The sequence below is a fragment of the Thioalkalivibrio versutus genome, from assembly GCF_001999325.1.
In the GTDB taxonomy this organism is placed as follows: Bacteria; Pseudomonadota; Gammaproteobacteria; order Ectothiorhodospirales; family Ectothiorhodospiraceae; genus Thioalkalivibrio; species Thioalkalivibrio versutus.
Genome location: NZ_MVAR01000003.1, coordinates 37,493 through 56,852, shown reverse-complemented (window position 1 = coordinate 56,852; position 19,360 = coordinate 37,493). Strand labels below are relative to the sequence as shown.

Here is a 19,360-nt window from a genome sequence, read left to right as displayed (position 1 = left end):
CCTTCTCTCCAGTTCAGGGTTCAGTGTTGGCGACTGCCGACCTCCTCCCGGAGGCGTTCGCCGAAGTCCTCGAGGCGCATCACGCCGAGGTCTTCCCCACTCCGCGTACGCACCGCCACCTGCCCATTTTCCATCTCCTTGTCTCCAAGGACCAGCAGGTACGGCACGCGCTTGAGCGTGTGCTCGCGAATCTTAAAGCCGATCTTCTCGTTTCTCAAGTCGGCCTCGACCCGGAACCCCATCGCGCGCAGTGTCTTCGTGACCTCGCGGGCGTATTCATCCTGCCTTTCGGTAATGGTCAGCACCTCGGCCTGCACCGGGGCCAGCCACGCCGGGAAGTGTCCGGCATAGTGTTCGATCAGCACGCCGAAGAAGCGTTCCACCGAGCCTAGCAGCGCGCGGTGGATCATGATCGGACGGCGTCGCTCGTTGTCCTCGGCGACGTATTCCATGTCGAAACGCTCGGGCAGATTGAAGTCCAGCTGTACCGTGGAGCACTGCCATTCGCGGCCGATCGCATCGTGGATCTTGATATCGATCTTCGGACCGTAGAAGGCACCGCCGCCCTCGTCCACCGAATAATCCAGGCCCTTCTTCTCGATCGCCGAGCGCAGCGAAGCGGTCGCGTGTTCCCAGATTTCATCCGAGCCGACCGCATCCTCGGGCTTGGTCGACAGGTTCACGTCGAACTTCTCGAAGCCGAAGGTCTGCAGGACTTCGAGGGTCAGATCGATCACGCCCATGACCTCGGCCTCGATCTGGTCCTCGCGGCAGAAGATGTGGGCATCGTCCTGGGTGAAGCCGCGCACGCGCATCAGCCCGTGCAGCGCACCGGACATCTCGCGGCGGTACACCGTGCCCATCTCCGCCCAGCGCAGCGGCAGGTCGCGGTAGGAATGCAGCCGGTCCTTGTACATCAGCACATGAAACGGGCAGTTCATCGGCTTGAGCTGGAAGGACTGGTGTTCGTCCTCCATCGGCTCGTACATGGACTCGGCGTAGAAATCCGCGTGGCCGGAGGTCTTCCACAGCTCCAGGTTCGCGATATGCGGCGAGACCACGAAGTCGTAACCGGCCTTCTCGTGCATGTCGTACCAGTACTTCTCGATCTCGCGGCGGATGCGCGCGCCCTTCGGGTGCCAGAACACCAGGCCACCACCGGCCTCGTCCTGGATCGAGAACAGATCCAGCTCCTGACCGATCTTGCGATGATCGCGGCGCTCGGCTTCCTTCAGCCGATCCAGATGCTCCTTCAGCTGATCCTTGTTCGGCCAGGCGGTACCGTAGATACGCGTCAGCATCTCGTTGTCGGAGTCACCGCGCCAGTAGGCACCGGCCACCTTGGTCAGCTTGAAGGCCTTCAGCTTGCCGGTGGACGGGATATGCGGGCCCCGGCAGAGATCGACAAAGTCGCCCTGCTTGTACAGCGAGATGTTCTCGCCCTGCGGGATGCTCGCGATGATCTCGGCCTTGTACGCCTCGCCCATGTCGCGGAAGTACTTCACCGCCTCGTCGCGATCCATCAGCGAGCGCTCCACCGGCAGGTCCTGCTTGGCCAGTTCCTTCATGCGCTTCTCGATCTTCTCCAGATCCTCCGGCGTAAAGCCGCGGTCATAGGCGAAGTCGTAGTAGAAGCCGTTCTCGATGGTCGGGCCGATGGTCACCTGCGCGTCGGGAAACAGCTGCTTGACCGCCTGCGCCATCAGGTGCGCGGTCGAATGCCGGATGATCTCCACCCCTTCCGGGTCGCGGTCGGTCACGATCGCCAGCGCGGCGTCTGTGTCGATCTCGTGGCGGGCATCGACCAGTTCGCCATCGACCTTGCCGGCCAGGGTGGCCTTGGCCAGGCCGGGACCGATGTCCTTCGCCACGTCCAGCACGGTGACCGGGTGATCGAACTCGCGGCGGCTGCCGTCGGGGAGGGTTATTGCGGGCATTGCGAGGCTCCTTCGCCGACCCATACGCGGGGTCGAACGTCGCGTATCAGAAATTTGGAGTTGCCGGAAACGACAACGGCGCGAAGCATACCATGTGCCCCGCGCCGTCGGCAGATCTCCCGGGCTGTGGCCGGGATTACCGTGCGGTTGTTACATGTTGCCTTCGATGAACAGGTAGGTCCGGTTCACGTTCGGGCGGTGCCAGTCATCGTAGTGGCGCAGGTGCTTGAACTGTTCCAGATCCGCCAGGCGGTCGACCACCTCGCCCAGCGATTCCCAGTCCTCGATGCCTGCCGTCACCTCGCGCACCAGGAGTTCCAGGTAATCCCCCGTATCCTGGCGTGCCTCGGCCATGTCGGTCGCGCGGCCGTGCCCCGGCACGACGATCTCCGGATCGATGGATTCCAGGTGCCGGAAGGCCTCGAGCTTCTCCACCGGGTTGCTGAAGGGATGGATGCCCAGCATGCGCTCGGTGTAGACGATGTCACCGGTAAAGACGACGTCCTCGCCCGGAAGGTGAACCATGATGTCGCCCGGGAAGTGGGCATCCCCGGCATAGATCAGCTCGAAGTCCACACCGCCCACGGTCAGGGTGTATTCATCGGCATCGATGGGGTTCGGTGCCGGAACCGGCTGGGTGCCCTCCATCGCCTCTTCGCCCACGGAATTGGCCAGCGAGGCGATCTGCCCCTCCCCGCGATCGGCCTGGGTGCTCGCGGTCCGCTGCAGCGCAACCAGCTCCGCCCCCTGCTCGTGGAAGTAGCCGTTGCCCAGCCAGCGGTGGTCCTGGCTGCCCACCGAAATCACGTGCGTGATCGGCTTGTCGGTGACCCCGGCAATCGCCTTCTCCATGCGCTGGGCGACCTGGTAGCTCGGCCCCGAATCGATCAGCACCACGCCTTCGTCGGTCACCACGAAGCCGGTGTTATTGGTGAAACCGAGATTGGTCGGCGTGCGGTTCTCGAGCGAGCCGTAAAAGTAATGAACCCGGTCGGTCAGCTGAATCGGCTCCAGCACCTTCTCGATCGGACGATCCAGCGACTCTTCCTCCGCCTGCACGGCGGCCATGCCGAAGCCCATCAGGCCCAGCGCGAGGAAGGCCACCTGACCCTGGCGCAACAAAACATTCAATGTCATGGAAAACTCCTTGTGTCGTTCGCGCCCCGAGTCGGACAGCGCACGCAATATGTGACGGGATCGTTCGTTGAACTTCGAGATTGTATCCAGCGGTGCGCGCTCCACGGCCGCCTCCCAACGGTAAACCCTATTATATACGCGATGGCAGATACTGCGTGCGTGTTAGTCCGCGCCCGGGTTCTCCAATCGACCCCGCCTGCGGCGCACGGCATTCACCAGCCAGCGCGCCAGGAGCGGAAAAAGCCCCGTGGCAACCAGGGACAGGACCAGCACCGGCGAGAGAATGCCCTCGATGCCATCAAGCCGCCCCAACTGCGTCCCGGCATTCGCGAACACCGCCGTGGCCGGCAGCATCCCCACGAGTGATACCCAGAAATATGTCCAGATCCGGATCGGCAACAGGCCCATCCCGGCGTTGATCAACAGGAACGGGAACACCGGAATCATCCGCAGCGCGAACAGGTAGAACGCGCCCTCGCGCTCAAAGCCGGCATTGATGCGCCCAAGTTGGTGCTTGTAACGACGCTGAACAGCATCGCGCGCCAGCGCCCGCGCCACCACAAAGGTCAGGGTCGCCCCCAGCGTCGAAGCCAGCGACGACAGCACGGTGCCCCAGACCACGCCAAACAGGGCACCGCCGGCCAGGGTCATCACCACGATCCCCGGCACCGAAAAGGCGGCCACCACCATGTACAACAGGAAGAACACCCAGGCCGTGACGAACGGGTGCGCGACCCGCCAGTCCTCCACCTGCAGGCGCGCGACCTGCAGGGTCTCCAGATCCAGACCCGGCCCCATCGCAACCACCAGCCAGACGGCGACGAGACCCACCAGGGCGACAACCAACCCCCAGTAATAGCGATTCAAGCGCGACTCCTCGCGGTCACTTTGCCGGAACGATGCGCGGCAAACCCGTACACTGCAAGCATGCATGCACATCCGTACGACGAACTGAAACCCGGTGTCATCCTCGACGCGGTGGAAACGACCGGTCTGCGCTGCGACGGGCGCCTGCTGGCCCTCAACAGCTACGAGAACCGCGTCTACCAGGTCGGCATCGAGGACACCACACCGGTCATCGCCAAGTTCTATCGTCCGCAACGCTGGACACCCGCCGCCATCCGCGAGGAACACGGCTTCAGCCAGGAACTTGCAAGCCGCGAGATCCCGGTAGTCGCCCCTCTGGCCGATCCTGAAGGCGAAACCCTGCACGATCACGCCGGGTTCATGTTCGCCGTCTACCCGCGCTGCGGCGGTCGCGCACCGGATCTGGAGCAGCGCGAAACCCTGGTCCGCATCGGCCGCTTCATCGCCCGCATCCACGAGGTCGGACGCGCCGCCCGCTTTCACGAGCGGCCCGTGCTCGATCCCGTCCCGCGTGGCGAGGAGGCACGCCAGGCTGTGCTTGACTCCGGCTATCTCCCCCTGGAGCTGGAATCCGTGTACCGCGATCTCAGCGCCGACCTCCTGGGGCGAATCCAGCGGGACCTCGACACGATCGGCCCGGTCCCGCAGCTGCGCCTGCACGGCGACACCCACCCCGGCAACATCCTGTGGACCGACGACGGCCCGCACTTTGTCGATCTGGACGACGCCTGTACCGGCCCCGCCATGCAGGACCTGTGGATGTTCCTGTCCGGCGAACCGCCCGAGATGGCCTGGCAGATGCAGGCCCTGCTGGAAGGCTACGAGACCTTCGTACCACTGGATCGTCGCCAGCTCGGGCTGATCGCCCCACTACGCACCCTGCGCATCCTGCGCCACGCCGCCTGGCTGGCCCGGCGCGCCGACGACCCCGCCTTTGTCGACGGCTTCCCGATCTTCTACACGCCGCGCTTCTGGGAGGATCACATCCTCACCCTGCGCGAGCAGGCCGCCGCCCTCGACGAACCCGCCCTCGACCTGGGTTACTGAGGCCCCGTCTCACCGCAGGTTCCGGATCCGCTCCAGCACCGAGTCACGGGTGTCATCGAGGCACGAGAGCGCCATCAGCAAAGAGACAATGGCACCGCTGTACCGAGGCAACTGCGCCCATATCCGGTGGCGCCTGGGGGACAGCGACTTCCTGCTTCCCTTGCGGCTGCCCTGGACGTTCGTTTCCCATGCCCGGGCGTCCGGGACTGCGACGTGCGCGTCCGGTCCCTCCGCCTCAGGCGGATGCGCGGTCAGTCCGGGTCCCCACGATGGCGCCCAGCCCGCGGTAGTGCTCCAGCAACTGGCGCCCACTGGCCACCAGCTCGTCCGAGAGTTCCAGCCCGAAATCGTCGGCCACCCGGCGGATGTGTTCATCGCCGGTCGCCGGTGTCTCGATCACCCGCCACAGCAGCCGGGCGCCCAGCGGATTCAGCTCGGCAAACCGCACCCGTTCCTCCCCGGTGCGGTACGCCAGCAGGTAGGTCGGCACCTCTCCCGGTTGATCGGGCTGGAAGTCGGCCCCGATCCGGTGCACCGGGTACTCGTAGGCCAGCAGCCGCGCGGCGGCCGAAAACACCGGAACCTGAACCATAAGGTCACCGTCCGGCGTCACATCCGGAGGTTGCGTGGTATCCGCATAGACCAGTTCGGTCTCCACCCGCTCGTAGTGGGCCAACTCGGCCAGGAAGGGCAGATCGCCGGGCTGCGCCGGGCGTTCTTCCGCCAGGTAGCGCACGAACTCCGCCGCCAACTGCGGAAAATACGGCGTTTCGCTGCCATGATCGCGATAGAAGTCGCGCACCAGCTGTTCCCAGGCGGCCGCCTCCAGCAGTCCCCGCAGGACCGGGAACCCCCGGGCCAGCAGGTTGGCCACGTTGTTGAAGAACAGACGCCGGTAGATCGCCAGGCGCCGGCTCTCGATCCCCTCCGGGGCCGGATAGCGCTCCGGGTCACGCAAGTGCCGCGCGAATGCCTCCTGCACCTGCTGGAAATCCGCCTCAGGCATGCAGGAGCCGCTCTTCCTGGCCGGCGCGCGCCCGCAACTGCAGATCCCGAATCCGGTCGGTCTCCGCCAGCAGTTCCTCCAGCGGCGGAAAGTTGAAGTCGCGCTCGAGCAGGGTCGGCACCGGCCCGATGCGGGCATAGGTGGCCTCCAGCAGCGCCCAGACATCGGAACAGATCGGCTGGCCATGGGTATCGACCCGCAGGTCCGGGGCCTCCTCCTCGTGCCCGGCAATGTGCAGGTAGCGCACTCGCTCCAGCGGCATTGCATCCAGGAACTCGGTCGGCTCGTAGCCGTGATTGATGCTGTTGACGACGATGTTGTTCACGTCGAGCAGGAGGTCGCAGTCGGCCTCCTCCAGCACGGCCCGCACGAAGGTGATCTCGTCCAGTTCGGCCCCCACCGGGGTGTAATAGGAGACATTCTCCAGCGCCACCCGGCGCCCGAGGATGTCCTGCACCTGGCGCACGCGATCGGCAACGTAGCGCACCGCCTCCTCGGTGAACGGGATCGGCATCAGGTCGTACAGATGCCCCTGGCCGTCGCCACAGGCGGAGAGATGCTCGCTGTAATCCTCGATCCCGTGGGTATCCAGGAAAGTGCGCAGGTCCTGCAGGAAGGTCTTGTCCAGCGGGCGCGGCCCGCCGATGTCGAGAGACAGCCCGTGACAGACGAAGGGCTGGGCCTCGGTGTATTCGCGAAAGATGCGGCCCAGACGTCCACCCAGGTGCATCCAGTTCTCCGGTGCCGCCTCGAAAAACCCCAGACGTTCCGTCGCCTCCGGGGCCTCGGCCAGCGGGCCCAGCAGGGCCCGCCGCAAGCCGAGCCCGGCGCCGCTGACGCGGGCCGGGTTGGCAGGGTGGACGACCTTAGCCGCCACAGGTCCCCTCGCCACAGGCGCCTTCGGAATCCTTCTCGTCGCCGTCCGAGCCACCGCAGGTGCCCTCGCCGCAGCTGCCTTCACTGTCCTTGGTATCGCTCGCGCCACCACAAGTGCCTTCGCCACAGGAACCCTCGGCCAGCATCAGCGGCGACTGGCCGCCCTGCTGATAGCCGTGGTTCAGGTCGGCCGAGGCAAACACCGGGCTGGTGGCCATGGCCATGCCGATCGCCGCCGTGCCGACGGCACCGGCCAGGGCCTTGGTGGAAAACAGATCGTTCTTCATGGTCGTACTCCTCGTCTTTCGATGATGGATCCGCTAGACCCGTTGTGAAATGGCTGCTGAAACAGCTCTTGGAGTTATCCCCTGCTCATCATCCTCCGACGGATGTAATAGTCGATGCTGACATAGCGTCCCGCTCCCCAGAAGAACAGGACCAGCAGCATCACGAAGAAGGTCGCGGCCATCTCGATCCCATTGTTCACGATCGCGAAGTTTCCGGTCTCGGTCAGCCAATTGTAGTTGCCATGCTCCTGCAAAATGGACTTGGCGCGATCCAGACGCATCTGCGCCTGTTCGACCCCGGAACAGTTGAACAGGCACATCATCGGATCGGAGATCCGCTGCCACCCGTGTTCCAGATGCACGGTCACGGCCGCCACGACCATCGTGATCATCAGCGGGATCGAGAACCAGCGCGTCGCCAGACCGAGCAGCAACGCAAGCGCGCCCAGAACCTCGGCATACGCCGACAGCATCACCATCAGATAGGGGAAGGGCATGCCCAGCCCCCAGTCCGCGTTGCCGTACCACATCACCACGTTCTCTTTCGGCAGGATGCCGTCCAGCTTGTTGGTCCCCGCCATCCAGAACACCGGGGCGAGGTAGAGCCGCAACAGCAAAGGCGCCAGGAAGTCCGCACCTCGCGTCCAGTCCAGCCAAGCCTGCAAGCGCACTGCCAAGGTTCCAGTCGCAGCCATCGTCCTGATCTCCTTTTCCCCTTCTACTGGGTATAAAGCCTAGACCGCGGGCTCACGCTGTACGCGGGGTGATCCGCCGGCTTTTATGTCCGATCGTCCGGGACCACGGGGAGAGGCCCGTGACGCCCGGCAACCGGGCGCCCAAAGGTCTAAGGTGAAGAAAGGCAAAAGGAAGGTTTGATGGACATCAGCCCCCACGAAGACGTGCTGTCGACGGTTCTGGCCGCCTACAACTTGCGTGCCCGCATCGACACCAACCCGCGCCTGTGCGGGGAGTGGCAGCTCAGCACGGCGGGTTCGGGGAATGCCAGCTTTCACCTGGTGGGGGAAGGCGGATGCTATCTGCACATGGAGGCGATGGCCCCCGTCTGGATGGAGGCCGGCGATCTTCTCCTGCTGCCGCATGACGACTGGCACCTGATGTCCAGCCGCGACACCGTGCCCGACCGCGACAACCACCTGACGCTGGTGGAAGGCGAGGATCCGCCGGATATCCCGGTCACACAGCTCCTGTGCGGCCACTTCGAGTTCGATTCCGGCCGCCGCAACCCGATCCTGGCCGCGCTCCCCGATCACATCATCATCCGCCGCCGCGAATCCGGCGACCGGCTGTCACACCTGGCGGACCTGATGAACATCGAACTCGCGGAGCGTTCCTCGGGCTACCGGCCCGTGCTGGACCGCCTGGCGGACACCCTGTTCGTGATGGCCGTGCGCCATCACATCTGCTCGCAACGCGAACACTCGGAGGGATCGCTGATCGCCGCCCTGGCGGACGACCGCATCCGCCGGGCACTGGATGCCCTGCACGCCCACCCGGAGGCGGCCTGGACCCTGGAGGGGCTGGCCAGCGAGGCCGCCATGTCGCGCAGCAGCTTCGCGGAGCGCTTTCATGCGCTGGTCGGACAGACGCCCATCGACTACCTGACCCAGTGGCGGATGGTCCTGGCGGAACGCCAGCTACGCGACGGGCGGGAGTCGGTCGCGGGCGTGATGGACGCGGTGGGCTATACCTCGGAGGCGGCCTTTCGCAAGGCCTTCAAGCGGGTGCACGGGTTCGGGCCGGGGCGCATCCGGCAGCTACTGCGCCGGCTCGGTGCCGGCTAGGCTTGACTGCCAAAGAGCGGATCAGAAGGTGTTGGCGACGCTGGCCACGCCCGGCGCACGCGACCGAACCAGGCGTTCGACCACATTCTTGAGATCCAGCGTGGAGCGCGGACAGCCCACACAGGCCCCCTTGAGTCGGACCCGTACGGTGCGGCCATCGAGCTCCACGAACTCGATATCGCCCCCGTCCTGCATCATGATCCGCCGTGCCTCCTCGATCGCGGCGCGCACCGCGTCCACGTCGATCGGGCCATCGGCCGGCACGTCGGCCGCCTCGCGTTGCGCATGGGTCTGGGCTCGGTCCAGGCGCAGCGCGAGCTCCGGATCGAGTTCCTCGATCGCGTCCAGTTCATCCTCGCTGTACACGTGATCGGGCTCGTCACTCAGCAGGTGTGACACGTCCACCATCACCTGCGCATTGTCGGGTCCAGCCATGTTCGGGCCTCCGGGTACTCGGCTTTTCGCCAGTATAGCAACGCCGCGCTCCACCCCCGCGCGAAGCCGCACCCGCCAGCCGGGATCCACCACCTCGCGCGCGGGCGACCAGCGCAACCGCACGCGCAGACGGCGCAGGTCCTCCGGATGCATGCGCCCGGCGTGCAGCCACAGGCGCCATACCCGGCCGGTCGCGGGCACCCGAACGACGAGGATGACGACCCGACGCAACACTCGTGTATCGGGCAGCACCTCGACCCAGTCCACCTGCTCCTGGCGCAGGCCCTCGGCGGTGGCCAGCCAGGTTGCACCCTCGGGCGTCTGCCCCAGCCAGTCCCAGGCCGGCGGTTGCGAGCGCCCTTGCCACCACCACCCGGCGATGGCCAGCCCGAAGACCGGGGCCAGCGTCCACAACGGGCTGTACACCAGCACATAGGCGGCCACAGCCAGGAGCAGGAGGATCTGGCCCGCGAACGCGAGCCGGGGAAGAACCGGGTCAGGCCGGAGCCGAAGCCTGAGTGGCGGCGCGGATCGCCGGGACAAGACGGGCTATCCCCTCGTCCACCGTGGTCTGGCGACCCATGACCACGTCCAGCAGCACGTTGTCGGGGTAATCGAGCAGGCGCTCGAAGGCATCGCGACCCTCCTGGTCCAGTTGCGCATATCCCTGCGCGAGAAAGTGGCCGAGCAGCCAGTCGTTCTCCAGCATGCCGCGGCGACAGCGCCAGCGTGTCCGGTTATCCGGTTCCATCACCCAAACACCCGTCCAGGCCAGGCTCCCACAGGGGTGGAACAACCGTTGGGGGTCGCGCCGATCACAGCGACTTCTTCAGCATGGTGCGGCGGATGTCGCTGATCGCGCGGCTCGGGTTCAGGCCCTTCGGGCACACCTGGGTGCAGTTCATGATGGTGTGGCAGCGGTAAAGCTTCCAGGCATCATCCAGCTGTTCGAGACGGTGCTCGGTGGCCTCGTCGCGGCTGTCGTGGATGAAGCGCGCGGCCTGCAAAAGCGCCGCCGGCCCCAGGAACTTGTCCGGGTTCCACCAGTAGGATGGGCAGGCAGCGGAGCAGCAGCCGCACAGGATGCACTCGTAGAGCCCGTCCAGTTGTTCGCGGTCTTCGGGGCTTTGCTTGCGCTCCACCTCGGGCTCCGGGCTGTCGTTGACCAGCCAGGGCTCGGCCTTGCGGTATTGCTCCCAGAAGTTGTCCATGTCCACGATCAGGTCGCGGATCACCGGCATGCCCGGGAACGGGCGCAGGGTCACGGGTGAGTCCAGCTCCGCCAGCGGGGTGATGCAGGCCAGGCCATTGGTGCCGTTGATGTTCATGCCGTCGGAGCCACACACCCCGTGCTGACAGGAGCGGCGAAAGCCCAGGGAGTCGTCCTGTTCCTTCAGCAGAAGCAAGGCATCCAGCAGCATCATCCCGGGCTCGACCTGGTCATCGGGCAGGCTGAAGCGCTGCATCTTCGGCAGCGTGTCCGTTTCCGGGTTGAAGCGGTAGATCGAGAACTCCATCGGTATCTCCTGTCGGTGACCGCGGCCACCGTTGTCACACGCTGCGGTAAGCCCCAATCAATCCTGTTCCTGCGCTTCGGCACAGGCGATGCATCGCTCGGCCGACGGATCGATCTCCAGCCGCGAGCGCGCAATCGGCTCCAGGCAGTCGATGCACAGTCCGCCCTCGCCCTCCTCCAGCCGCTTCAGCGCCCGGCGGGCGCGAACACGCTGGGCCTCGCGCCGCTGCTGGCTCGCCTTGGCCATGGCCTGGCCCTGCAGCGCGTCCATCCGCGAGAGTCGTCCGGTGCGCTGCTGGTCCAGCTCCACGGTCGCGCCGCTGTCGGCGGCGCCCGCGAGTGCGGCATCCAGCTCCGTCAGCAGCACCTCGAGCTGCTCGTGCAGCCACGCCTCGGGTACCGGTTCGGCAGGGTTGCTCATTGCTCATCTCCCATTGGGCGCAATGCCCATGGTTGAACGCGCGGGCTGCCATGCCCCCTGATGCGATTCGCTACGCTCATCGGCATCCTACGGTCGAGTCGACCCATCAATAGACGCGTTCCTTCGGCGGGAACGAGGCCACGGTATTTGGCTGCGTCCGCACCGGCTTGTAGTCCAGGCTGTCATCCGCCAGCGAGTACAGGCTGTGCTTGAGCCAGTGCTGATCGTCGCGCTCGGGGAAATCGATCCGCGAGTGGGCGCCGCGGCTTTCCTCGCGCCCCAGCGCGGAGCGGATGGTCGCGATCGCGCAGTCCATCAGGTTCTCCAGCTCCATCGCCTCCACCCGCGCGGTATTGAAGGTGCTGGAGTGATCCGCGATCACCGCGTGGTTCAGGCGCTCGCGGAGCGCGCGGACCTTCTCCACGCCCTCGCGCATCACCTCGTCGGTGCGGAATACCGAGCAGTGGTCTTCCATCACCTTGCGCAGTTCGCGCTTGAGCGGCTCGACCTGCTCGGCGGTGCCATCGCCCGGGTCCTTGCGATCCCAGCGCGTGAGCCGCGCCATCGCCTGTTCCACGGCCGACTCGTCCAGCGGCCGGTGGTAACGGTTCTCGGCCAGGTACTCAAGGATGTGATTGGCCGCCGCGCGGCCGAACACCAGGATGTCGAGCAGTGAATTGCCACCCAGGCGGTTGGCCCCGTGCACCGAGACACAGGCCGTCTCGCCGGCCGCGTACAGTCCCGGGACCGGGTCCTCCGGCGTGTCCTTCTCCGGCGTCACCACCTGCCCGAAGCGATTGGTCGGGATGCCGCCCATGCTGTAGTGACAGGTCGGGAAGATCGGGATCGGCGCCTCGATCGGATCGACCCCGAGAAAGGTCATGCTCGTCTCGCGAATCCCCGGCAGGCGCTGCATGATCGTATCGGCCCCCAGATGGCGCAGGTCGAGCAATACGTGATCCGCATTGCGCCCGCAGCCGCGTCCCTCGCGCACCTCGGTGGCAATGGAGCGGCTCACCACGTCGCGCGAGGCCAGGTCCTTCGCCCGCGGGGCGTAGCGCTCCATGAAGCGCTCGCCCTCGGAGTTGATCAGGAACCCGCCCTCCCCGCGGGCACCCTCGGTAATCAGCATCCCGCGCCCGGCGATCCCGGTCGGGTGGAACTGCACGAACTCCATGTCCTCCAGCGGCACCCCGGCGCGCAGGGCCATCGCCATGCCGTCACCGGTGTTGATCAGCGCATTGGTCGTGGTGCGAAACAGCTGTCCCGCCCCGCCGGTCGCGATCAGGGTGGTCTTGGCCTCGATCACGATCGGCTCGCCGGTCAGGATCTCGAACGCCAGCACGCCCAGCACGTAGCCCTGCGCGTCGCGCAGCAGGTCCACCGCGAAGTACTCGTCGAAGAAGTGCGTGCGCGCGCGCAGGTTCTGCTGGTACAGCGAGTGCAGGATCGCGTGCCCGGTGCGATCCGCCGCCGCGCAGGTGCGCGCGGCTTGATCCTGGCCGAAGTTCTGGCTCTGGCCGCCGAACGCGCGCTGGTAGATGGTCCCGTTGTCCAGGCGCGAGAACGGCACGCCGAAGTGGTCCAGCTCGTAGACCACCTTAGGTGCGGCGCGACACATGTATTCGATCGCGTCCTGGTCGCCCAGATAGTCCGAGCCCTTCACCGTGTCGAACATGTGCCAGTGCCAGGAGTCCGGCAGGACGTTGGCCAGGGCGGCGTTCACCCCGCCCTGCGCCGCCACCGTGTGCGAGCGCGTGGGAAACACCTTGGAGACCACCGCGACCTTGGCATCGCCATTGGACAGCTGTAGCGCCGCGCGCAGGCCGGCCCCGCCGGCCCCGATGATCAGGGCGTCGAACTTGCGTCGCGCCACGTTCATGCCAGTCCCTTCATGCGAGTCCCGCCCGAATCAGAATGAAAAATGCCCACAGCCCCGTCAGGAGCAACCCGCCGGCGGCCAGCACGAACACCAGGAGCCGCGTGCCGGGCGCATGCACGTAGTCCATCACCACGTCGCGCAGCCCGATCCACGCATGCAGCAGCAACAGCAGCACGAACACCGCCGTCAGCAACCCAATCACCGGGTGCCCGACCACACCCAGCCATGCGGCATGATCCGCCGGCGCGGCCAGCACGAAGAATCCGAGGGCCAGGATCACGTACACGCCCACATACACCGCCGTGATGCGTTGCAGCAGCCAGGCGCGCTGTCCGCTCAGGAGCCTCATAGCACCAGCCCCAGCCACACCAGCACGGTGCCGAGGATGCCCGCGTACAGCGCATCGCGCGCCGTGCGCAGCGAGCCCGCGCGATCCTCGCCGATGCCGAATTCCATCAGCAGGTAGCGAATCCCGGCAAACAGGTGATGCAGAAGCCACCAAAGCCCCAGTGCCAGCGCCACCAGGCCGATCGGGTGATGAATGATCGCCACGGCCTGGGCGAAGCCCTCGGGGCTGGCCAACGAGCGGTCCAGCAGCCAAAGCAGCACGGGAATCGACAGAATCAGGAAGACACCGGTGATCCGGTGCAGAATGGAGACCACGGCATTCAGCGGCAGTCGGATCTTGCGCAAATCCAGAAAGACGGGACGTCCCTGCCGAGTCATGCCAACCCCTAATAGCCGGAAGAAAAGGACCGTCAGGCTGACACCCCGCGTGGGGTTCGTCTACCATCGATCCACCGAATCAGCTTACCACTCCATGCTGCCGTCGTGACCCCGTATCGCCGCCTCCCGCGCGGTACGCCCGGCGATGGCATGGGCAGCAGTCCACTGGAGATCCTCGATGCGCGAAGACTGGAAAGACCACATCACCGATGCGGGTGCCGAGTTCGAGGAGGACGACCTCCTGCACTACGGCAACCCGGAACGTGAACGCCGCATGGCCATCAACGGCGAGGTGATCTGCGACCTCTCCCATCGCGGCCTGCTGGAGGTTCGCGGCGACGACGCCACCGACTTCCTGCAGGGCCAGTTCGGCAACGACATCCGCGCGGTGGACGCGCAACACAGCCAGCTGTCCAGCTACTCCAGTCCCAAGGGCCGCGCCTACGCCGTGTTCCGCGTGCTGCGTACCCGCGACGGCTACCTGCTGGAGATGCCCGCAGACCGGATCGAGCCGGTGGCCAAGCGCCTGCAGATGTTCGTGCTGCGCGCGAACGTGATCATCGAACAGGCCGGGGATTCGCGGATCCACTTCGGCTGCTCCGGGCCGGATGCCGAGAAGGAGGTGCAAAGCGCGCTGGGTGTCTGTCCCGCCGAGGTCGAGGAGGTCGTCGAGAAGGACGGCGTCACCGTGGTCCGGGTACCCGGGGTCCACCCGCGCTTCGAGCTGTTCGGCGAGTTCGACGCCATGCGCAAGGCGTGGGACGGCCTGAACGTCCACGCGGCCCCGGTGGGCCCGCGCGACTGGGCACTGCTGGACATCCTGGCCGGGGTCCCCACCGTGGTGGAGGAAACCAGCGAGAAGTTCGTGCCGCAGATGCTCAACCTGCATGCCCTGGGCGCGGTCAGCTTCGAAAAGGGCTGTTATCCGGGCCAGGAGGTCGTGGCACGCATGCACTACCTGGGCAAGCTCAAGCGGCGCATGTTCCGCCTGGCGATCCATACTCAGACTCCACCCCAACCCGGCTCGCCTGTGTTCCAGGCCGGCGGCAACCCGGACCAGTCGGACGGCGAGATCGTCGCAGCCGAATTGCACCCGGACGGGCTGTACTCCGCCCTGGCGGTACTGCAGGTCGCGGCCGCCAAGGGCGAACTGCGCTGGGACGCACCCGACGGCGCCAAGGCCGAGGTCGTCGAACTGCCCTACGCAGTCCCCGAAGGAGCCTGACGCATGCGCTTTTTGTTCTTCTTTTTCGTCCTGATCCTGCTGGCACTGTGGGCGGCCTTCTTCAGCCGCCCCGACAACCCCACATTATCCAACTGGCTCTACGCCCTGGCCGGTGTATTGGCAGTGCTGTTCCTGATCGGCTATTTGCGCCTCGACGGGGTCATATGACCCGAACCCTCTGATCCGCATCGCCGCACCCCCGCGGGCCCGGCACCGGCCGGGCCACGCGGCTCAGGACGCCAGCCGGGTTCGGGTATCCGCCACTGGCTCGCCCAGGCGCGTCTCCAGGTCCCGCGCCTGGCGTGCATGACAACCCGACAAGGCAAACCCCTCGAGCCGTGCATCGGCGTGATACTCCAGGTGACGCCCTTCGCCGTCGCCCGAGATCTCCACCCACTCGCCCCCGTCCGTCTGCGGCGGGCAGACGTTCAACGGCAGGCTCCCGGTCTTGACCTGCACGATCCCGGCATCCGGCCGGTACACCGTCGGCTCGCCGGACAGCGTGCGCGCCAGCGCAGCTGCTTGCCCGCGCAGGGTCTCCACGTAGGGGCGTAACTGGCCGTCGAACTCGCAACCATCGCCCAGGGCGAAGACCGCCGGGTCGGTGGTGCGCAAGAGTGCGTCCACCTCGATCCCCGCGTGGCAGGCCAGACCGATCCGCTCGGCCAGCTCGCGGTTGGGCACCAGCCCGAGCGCGCTGATGACCACCTCGGCCTCTACCGATTCGCCGCTGGCAAGGACGAGACGGGTCGTTCCCTCCGCCACCGGTTCGATGCGCTCGACGGTCGCCTCGGTGTGCCACTGCACGCCGCGGTCGGCCAGCGCCTTCTCCAGATCGACGCTCAGCGGCTCGGGCAGCAGATTCGGCAGCGGCCGTGACGCACACTCGATCAAAGACACCGGATGGCCACCCGCCGCCAGGTCGTCCGCCAGCTCGCAGCCCACCAGGCCGGCGCCGATGATGGCCACACGGGTATGGGCCGGTGACCCGGCTTGCGCCTCGAGGGCCGCACGCAGCGCGCGGTAGTCCCCCAGCGTGTTCACCGACAGCGGCGCCCTGGCCCCACCCGGGAACGCCATTTGCCGCGGACGCGCCCCGGTGGCCAGCACCAGCTGGCCGTACGGCACGCCGCCACGGGCGGTGATGATTCTTTGCTGCGCCCGCTGGACATCGAGCACGCGGACAAACGGCATCAGGTCAATGCCGAGCCGGGCCGCTCGCGCCACGCCAGTCTCCTCCACCAGATCCGCGACCGCGACGCCCCGGGCAAAGGCATTGGAGATCCGCGGCTTGGTGTAGTAATCACCGGAATCGGCGGTCAGCAGGCGGATCGTGCGCCGCGGATCCCGCTCGCGCAGGGCCTCGGCCAGGGCCCAGCCCGCCATGCCGCCCCCGACGATCACCACCGCGTCCGGATCGGCCGCGCCGGCCCCGGCACTCCAGGCCATCGCGGCGGCACCGGCGTCCGCGGTGTCGGCGCGCGGCTCCAGGGCGGTGAAATCCGCCTTGGTGACATTACAGTCAGGGCAGTACCAGTCGTCGGGGATATCCTCGAAGCGGGTCCCAGGGGCCAGACCGGAATCCGGGTCGCCCTTGGCCTCGTCGTAGATATACCCGCAGACCTTGCAGATATAGCGCTTGAACTCGTCGGTTTCGGTGCTCATCACGCGGCCTCCACGGCATCGAGAATGGCCTTCAGTTTCGGGTCCAGTTCGGACCCGATGGCGTCCAGATCGGGGTTGGCCCACGGCGCGAACACGTCCCGTGCGGAGCGCGCGCTGACGCGCAGCATCTCGCCATCGCCGGAGACGTGGATGCGCAAAGGGATGTCGATGCCGGCCGGCTTGCAAGCCTCCCAGACACGCACCGCGTAGCTCGGGTGAAAGATCTCCAGGATCTGGTCGGTCGGGACCTCGACCCCGATCTTCGCGGCATTGGCCTGGCCATTGATGTGCGAGACCAGCTTCAGCCCCTGGGCGTCAATCGCCTCCTTCAGGGTCGCGACCGCGGTCTCGGGGTCCAGTCGGGTAGTGGTTTCCAGCATGACGATTCCTTCGTTCGGTGCGGGGCCCCGGTAGGCCCCGACCGTGGGTGGTGGACTAGTGCGCGTGGATCCGCGCCAGCTCCTTGCGCAGGTGCTTGATGGCCGGGGTCACGATGGCCACGAAGTACGACTCGCGCAGCTTGCGCTGGGCGGCAGCGTTCGCCAGATACCCGCGGGCCCCGGTATGCAGCAATGCCGACTGCGACGCGCGCAGTGACAGCTCGGAACCGGTCAGGCGCATCTGCAGCACATCGGCAAAGAAGCCTTCGGACTCGTCGAAGGGCGTTTCCGAAAGCGCATAGCAGGCTGCACGGCCATCCTCCAGCGCCTCTTCCAGTTCGCCCACCTGGTCATCCAGATAGCCATTCACGTGGGACAGCGTCTCGTTGGCGTCACGCATGGTCTGGATGCAGCCATCGATCAGCCCCAGCCCCATCCCCATCTGCAGCAGCACGAACCCCGGTCGGATCCGGCGGATGTACTCGGGCAGGGCGTCGGCCAGCACGTGCTCATCGGGCACGAACACGCGATCGAAATGGCAACCGAAGGTGCGCGAACCCTCCAGCGCGGTGAACTCGGGACAGGCCGTCAGGCTGAACCCGGGGTCGGAGCAGTTGATCAGCGCCATCACCGGCCGCGGGTTCGCGCCGGTGGTGCGGAAGATCGCGCCGAAGTAGTGGTCCTCGCCCAGGTTGGATACCCAGGGCAGCGCACCGGAGACCACATAGCCCCCGTCCACACGTTCGGCGGAGAGCTTGAGGTCCTCGATATTGGCAAACCACTTCATCGGGTTGGACAGCGCGGTGGCGCCCAGTGCCTCGGCATTCGCCAGCCTCGGCAGGGCCTCGCGCTTCAGGGTGTCCGAGGCACTGTTCTCCACGTACCAGGCACAGGCGTTCTGGCACCAGGCGACAAAGCCGGTGGTCATGCACTCGGCCGAGATCACCTCGGTCGCGCGGATGGCACTGGCAATATCCGTGGTGCCGCTGGCGTTCTGGCTGGCCAGGTGGCGGTTAAAGGCGCCGAGGCGACCGGCCTCGCGCAGGAAGTCTTCGGGGTACAGGCCTTCGCGGTCGATACGGGCGGTCAGCGGAGCCAGATCGCGCTCCACCAGCGCCTGCAGCGCGGCATCGGCATCCGCCGGCCCTGCGGCCGGCGACACCCCCGTCACGTCGTGAGTGCGGGTTTCAAGCATTGGGGTTTACTCCCGTTGGGCAGCAGGACCGGAATCAGGCCAGCTCGACACTGAGCTTGACCGGGTTGCGCATGGTGTTGGCTACCGGCGACCAGAAGTCGGCATGGGCGACCAGCTCCTTCAGCTGTTCCTCGCTGGCATCCCCTTCCAGGTTCGCCTTCACCCGGATATCGGAGAAGCCGAGGTGCTTGTTCACGTCGGTATCCCCGACGCCCCATACGGCGGTCACGTTGATGTCGCCCTCCAGGGTCAGCTCGAGCTTGGTCAGGGTGATACCGCGATCGATCGCGTTGGCGTGCATCCCCACGGACAGGCAGGCACCCAAACTGGCCAACGCGGCCTCGGAGGGGTTCGGCGCGGTGTCGTCGCCCAGCAGGTGCGGCGGCTCGTCGATCACGTGGGCCTCGAGGTCGCGCACGAAGGTCAGGTTGCGGAACTTGCCTTCGCAGACCGTGGTGGCCTTCAGCGTCACGATGTTCTCGGGGTTGGCCTTGCCCTTGGCGGCGAGGTTATTGAGGCCATCCTGGTCGATCGGCTCCAGGGCGTTGATGGACAGGGAGGTAGTGGCTTCGGCTGCAGACATGGTGGTGCTCCTGATAGTTGGGATTCGTGGATCCCCGGCATTCGACCGGGTCGTCCATCCCGGTGCAGAAGCCGTGCCAAAACCGTGCGGACCGCACCACAAAGCCATTTCCAGCCGGGCCACCCGAATCCAACCCATCCCCCCGTCGGACAATCCGTCCGCTTTGTCCACCCGAACTGGTCCGCATTGTCCGGATTGTCCACTTCTCGCCCCCCGCGCCGGATCCCCCCGCTTCTGCGATGCCTCGTTCGCCGCTCCCTGTATTGCGCACCAGCGCGCCGTTTCGCCCCCGGTCCGGACGAAATTCCCGGGCAACACGACGGGTTTGGCACGCCCCTTGTAAGGAACCCCCTTGAACGCGCCGCCGATCCGA

General features: G+C 66.3%; 22 protein-coding genes. 4 read left to right on the top strand and 18 right to left on the bottom strand.

What is annotated here, in order from left to right; all coding sequences use genetic code 11:
- Window positions 1-20: 20 nt before the first annotated feature.
- The 3 genes from thrS to B0684_RS00730 all read right to left on the bottom strand — a co-directional run bounded on the left by thrS (window position 21) and on the right by B0684_RS00730 (window position 3,941).
- On the bottom strand, window positions 21-1,937 hold the full coding sequence (gene thrS, locus B0684_RS00740; protein WP_018145452.1) for a threonine--tRNA ligase: 1,917 nt from the start codon (window positions 1,935-1,937) through the stop codon (window positions 21-23).
- Window positions 1,938-2,087: 150 nt separating this feature from the next.
- The gene (locus B0684_RS00735) at window positions 2,088-3,074 is read right to left on the bottom strand and encodes an MBL fold metallo-hydrolase (protein ID WP_018169973.1); all 987 of its coding nucleotides are present in this window, start codon (window positions 3,072-3,074) and stop codon (window positions 2,088-2,090) included.
- A gap of 162 nt (window positions 3,075-3,236) precedes the next feature.
- Window positions 3,237-3,941: a TVP38/TMEM64 family protein gene (locus B0684_RS00730; RefSeq protein ID WP_018176639.1), complete on the bottom strand. Its 705-nt coding sequence runs from the start codon at window positions 3,939-3,941 to the stop codon at window positions 3,237-3,239.
- Between the two features lie 60 nt (window positions 3,942-4,001).
- Here B0684_RS00730 and B0684_RS00725 point away from each other — a divergent pair, with 60 nt between their 5' ends.
- Complete coding sequence (locus B0684_RS00725) at window positions 4,002-4,988, top strand: serine/threonine protein kinase (RefSeq protein WP_018176638.1); 987 nt, start codon at window positions 4,002-4,004, stop codon at window positions 4,986-4,988.
- Window positions 4,989-5,223: 235 nt separating this feature from the next.
- Here B0684_RS00725 and B0684_RS00715 read toward each other — a convergent pair whose 3' ends face one another.
- The 4 genes from B0684_RS00715 to B0684_RS00700 all read right to left on the bottom strand — a co-directional run bounded on the left by B0684_RS00715 (window position 5,224) and on the right by B0684_RS00700 (window position 7,828).
- Window positions 5,224-5,994, bottom strand: coding sequence for an HvfC family RiPP maturation protein (locus B0684_RS00715; RefSeq protein ID WP_018650010.1), 771 nt, complete (start codon window positions 5,992-5,994; stop codon window positions 5,224-5,226).
- On the bottom strand, window positions 5,987-6,871 hold the full coding sequence (locus B0684_RS00710) for an HvfB family MNIO-type RiPP peptide maturase (RefSeq protein ID WP_018650009.1): 885 nt from the start codon (window positions 6,869-6,871) through the stop codon (window positions 5,987-5,989). The genes B0684_RS00715 and B0684_RS00710 overlap by 8 nt, the downstream gene beginning before the upstream one ends.
- The gene (locus B0684_RS00705; RefSeq protein WP_018650008.1) at window positions 6,861-7,157 is read right to left on the bottom strand and encodes an HvfA family oxazolone/thioamide-modified RiPP metallophore; all 297 of its coding nucleotides are present in this window, start codon (window positions 7,155-7,157) and stop codon (window positions 6,861-6,863) included. Before B0684_RS00705 ends, B0684_RS00710 begins: the two co-directional genes overlap by 11 nt.
- Before the next feature lie 74 nt (window positions 7,158-7,231).
- Entirely contained in the window at window positions 7,232-7,828 is a 597-nt protein-coding gene (locus B0684_RS00700) for an HvfX family Cu-binding RiPP maturation protein (RefSeq protein ID WP_018650007.1), read from the bottom strand.
- Window positions 7,829-8,032: 204 nt separating this feature from the next.
- Here B0684_RS00700 and B0684_RS00695 point away from each other — a divergent pair, with 204 nt between their 5' ends.
- Window positions 8,033-8,959, top strand: a complete 927-nt coding sequence (locus tag B0684_RS00695; protein ID WP_018650006.1) for an AraC family transcriptional regulator — start codon at window positions 8,033-8,035, stop codon at window positions 8,957-8,959.
- A gap of 21 nt (window positions 8,960-8,980) precedes the next feature.
- On the opposite strand, the gene B0684_RS00690 is transcribed toward B0684_RS00695, so the two are convergent.
- The 7 genes from B0684_RS00690 to sdhC form a co-directional block, all read right to left on the bottom strand.
- On the bottom strand, window positions 8,981-9,838 hold the full coding sequence (locus B0684_RS00690; protein WP_018176632.1) for a NifU family protein: 858 nt from the start codon (window positions 9,836-9,838) through the stop codon (window positions 8,981-8,983).
- A gap of 52 nt (window positions 9,839-9,890) precedes the next feature.
- A complete protein-coding gene (locus B0684_RS00685; protein WP_018938539.1) occupies window positions 9,891-10,145 on the bottom strand; it encodes an FAD assembly factor SdhE in 255 nt (84 codons plus the stop codon).
- Window positions 10,146-10,209: 64 nt separating this feature from the next.
- A complete protein-coding gene (locus B0684_RS00680) occupies window positions 10,210-10,911 on the bottom strand; it encodes a succinate dehydrogenase iron-sulfur subunit (protein WP_018169984.1) in 702 nt (233 codons plus the stop codon).
- 57 nt (window positions 10,912-10,968) lie between these two features.
- The gene (locus tag B0684_RS00675; RefSeq protein WP_018145439.1) at window positions 10,969-11,331 is read right to left on the bottom strand and encodes a TraR/DksA family transcriptional regulator; all 363 of its coding nucleotides are present in this window, start codon (window positions 11,329-11,331) and stop codon (window positions 10,969-10,971) included.
- A gap of 106 nt (window positions 11,332-11,437) precedes the next feature.
- Window positions 11,438-13,213 (bottom strand): succinate dehydrogenase flavoprotein subunit, encoded by a 1,776-nt coding sequence (gene sdhA, locus B0684_RS00670; protein WP_018650005.1) that lies wholly within the window; start codon window positions 13,211-13,213, stop codon window positions 11,438-11,440.
- A 10-nt stretch (window positions 13,214-13,223) separates the two neighbouring features.
- Window positions 13,224-13,562: a succinate dehydrogenase, hydrophobic membrane anchor protein gene (gene sdhD, locus B0684_RS00665; protein ID WP_018169987.1), complete on the bottom strand. Its 339-nt coding sequence runs from the start codon at window positions 13,560-13,562 to the stop codon at window positions 13,224-13,226.
- Window positions 13,559-13,939, bottom strand: coding sequence for a succinate dehydrogenase, cytochrome b556 subunit (gene sdhC, locus B0684_RS00660; protein WP_018650004.1), 381 nt, complete (start codon window positions 13,937-13,939; stop codon window positions 13,559-13,561). The genes sdhD and sdhC overlap by 4 nt, the downstream gene beginning before the upstream one ends.
- Before the next feature lie 178 nt (window positions 13,940-14,117).
- Between sdhC and ygfZ the strand changes: the two genes are divergently transcribed.
- Complete coding sequence (ygfZ, locus tag B0684_RS00655; RefSeq protein ID WP_018169989.1) at window positions 14,118-15,164, top strand: CAF17-like 4Fe-4S cluster assembly/insertion protein YgfZ; 1,047 nt, start codon at window positions 14,118-14,120, stop codon at window positions 15,162-15,164.
- 3 nt (window positions 15,165-15,167) lie between these two features.
- On the top strand, window positions 15,168-15,332 hold the full coding sequence (locus tag B0684_RS13845; RefSeq protein ID WP_018140916.1) for a hypothetical protein: 165 nt from the start codon (window positions 15,168-15,170) through the stop codon (window positions 15,330-15,332).
- A gap of 63 nt (window positions 15,333-15,395) precedes the next feature.
- On the opposite strand, the gene B0684_RS00650 is transcribed toward B0684_RS13845, so the two are convergent.
- From B0684_RS00650 to B0684_RS00635, 4 genes are read right to left on the bottom strand one after another with little or no spacing between them, the layout of a single operon-like run.
- On the bottom strand, window positions 15,396-16,829 hold the full coding sequence (locus tag B0684_RS00650) for an FAD-dependent oxidoreductase (RefSeq protein WP_018650003.1): 1,434 nt from the start codon (window positions 16,827-16,829) through the stop codon (window positions 15,396-15,398).
- Window positions 16,829-17,209, bottom strand: a complete 381-nt coding sequence (locus tag B0684_RS00645) for a DUF302 domain-containing protein (RefSeq protein WP_018176625.1) — start codon at window positions 17,207-17,209, stop codon at window positions 16,829-16,831. The genes B0684_RS00650 and B0684_RS00645 overlap by 1 nt, the downstream gene beginning before the upstream one ends.
- A gap of 55 nt (window positions 17,210-17,264) precedes the next feature.
- Window positions 17,265-18,404 (bottom strand): acyl-CoA dehydrogenase family protein, encoded by a 1,140-nt coding sequence (locus B0684_RS00640; RefSeq protein WP_018650002.1) that lies wholly within the window; start codon window positions 18,402-18,404, stop codon window positions 17,265-17,267.
- A gap of 34 nt (window positions 18,405-18,438) precedes the next feature.
- A complete protein-coding gene (locus tag B0684_RS00635; protein WP_018145431.1) occupies window positions 18,439-18,987 on the bottom strand; it encodes an OsmC family protein in 549 nt (182 codons plus the stop codon).
- Window positions 18,988-19,360: the final 373 nt, after the last annotated feature.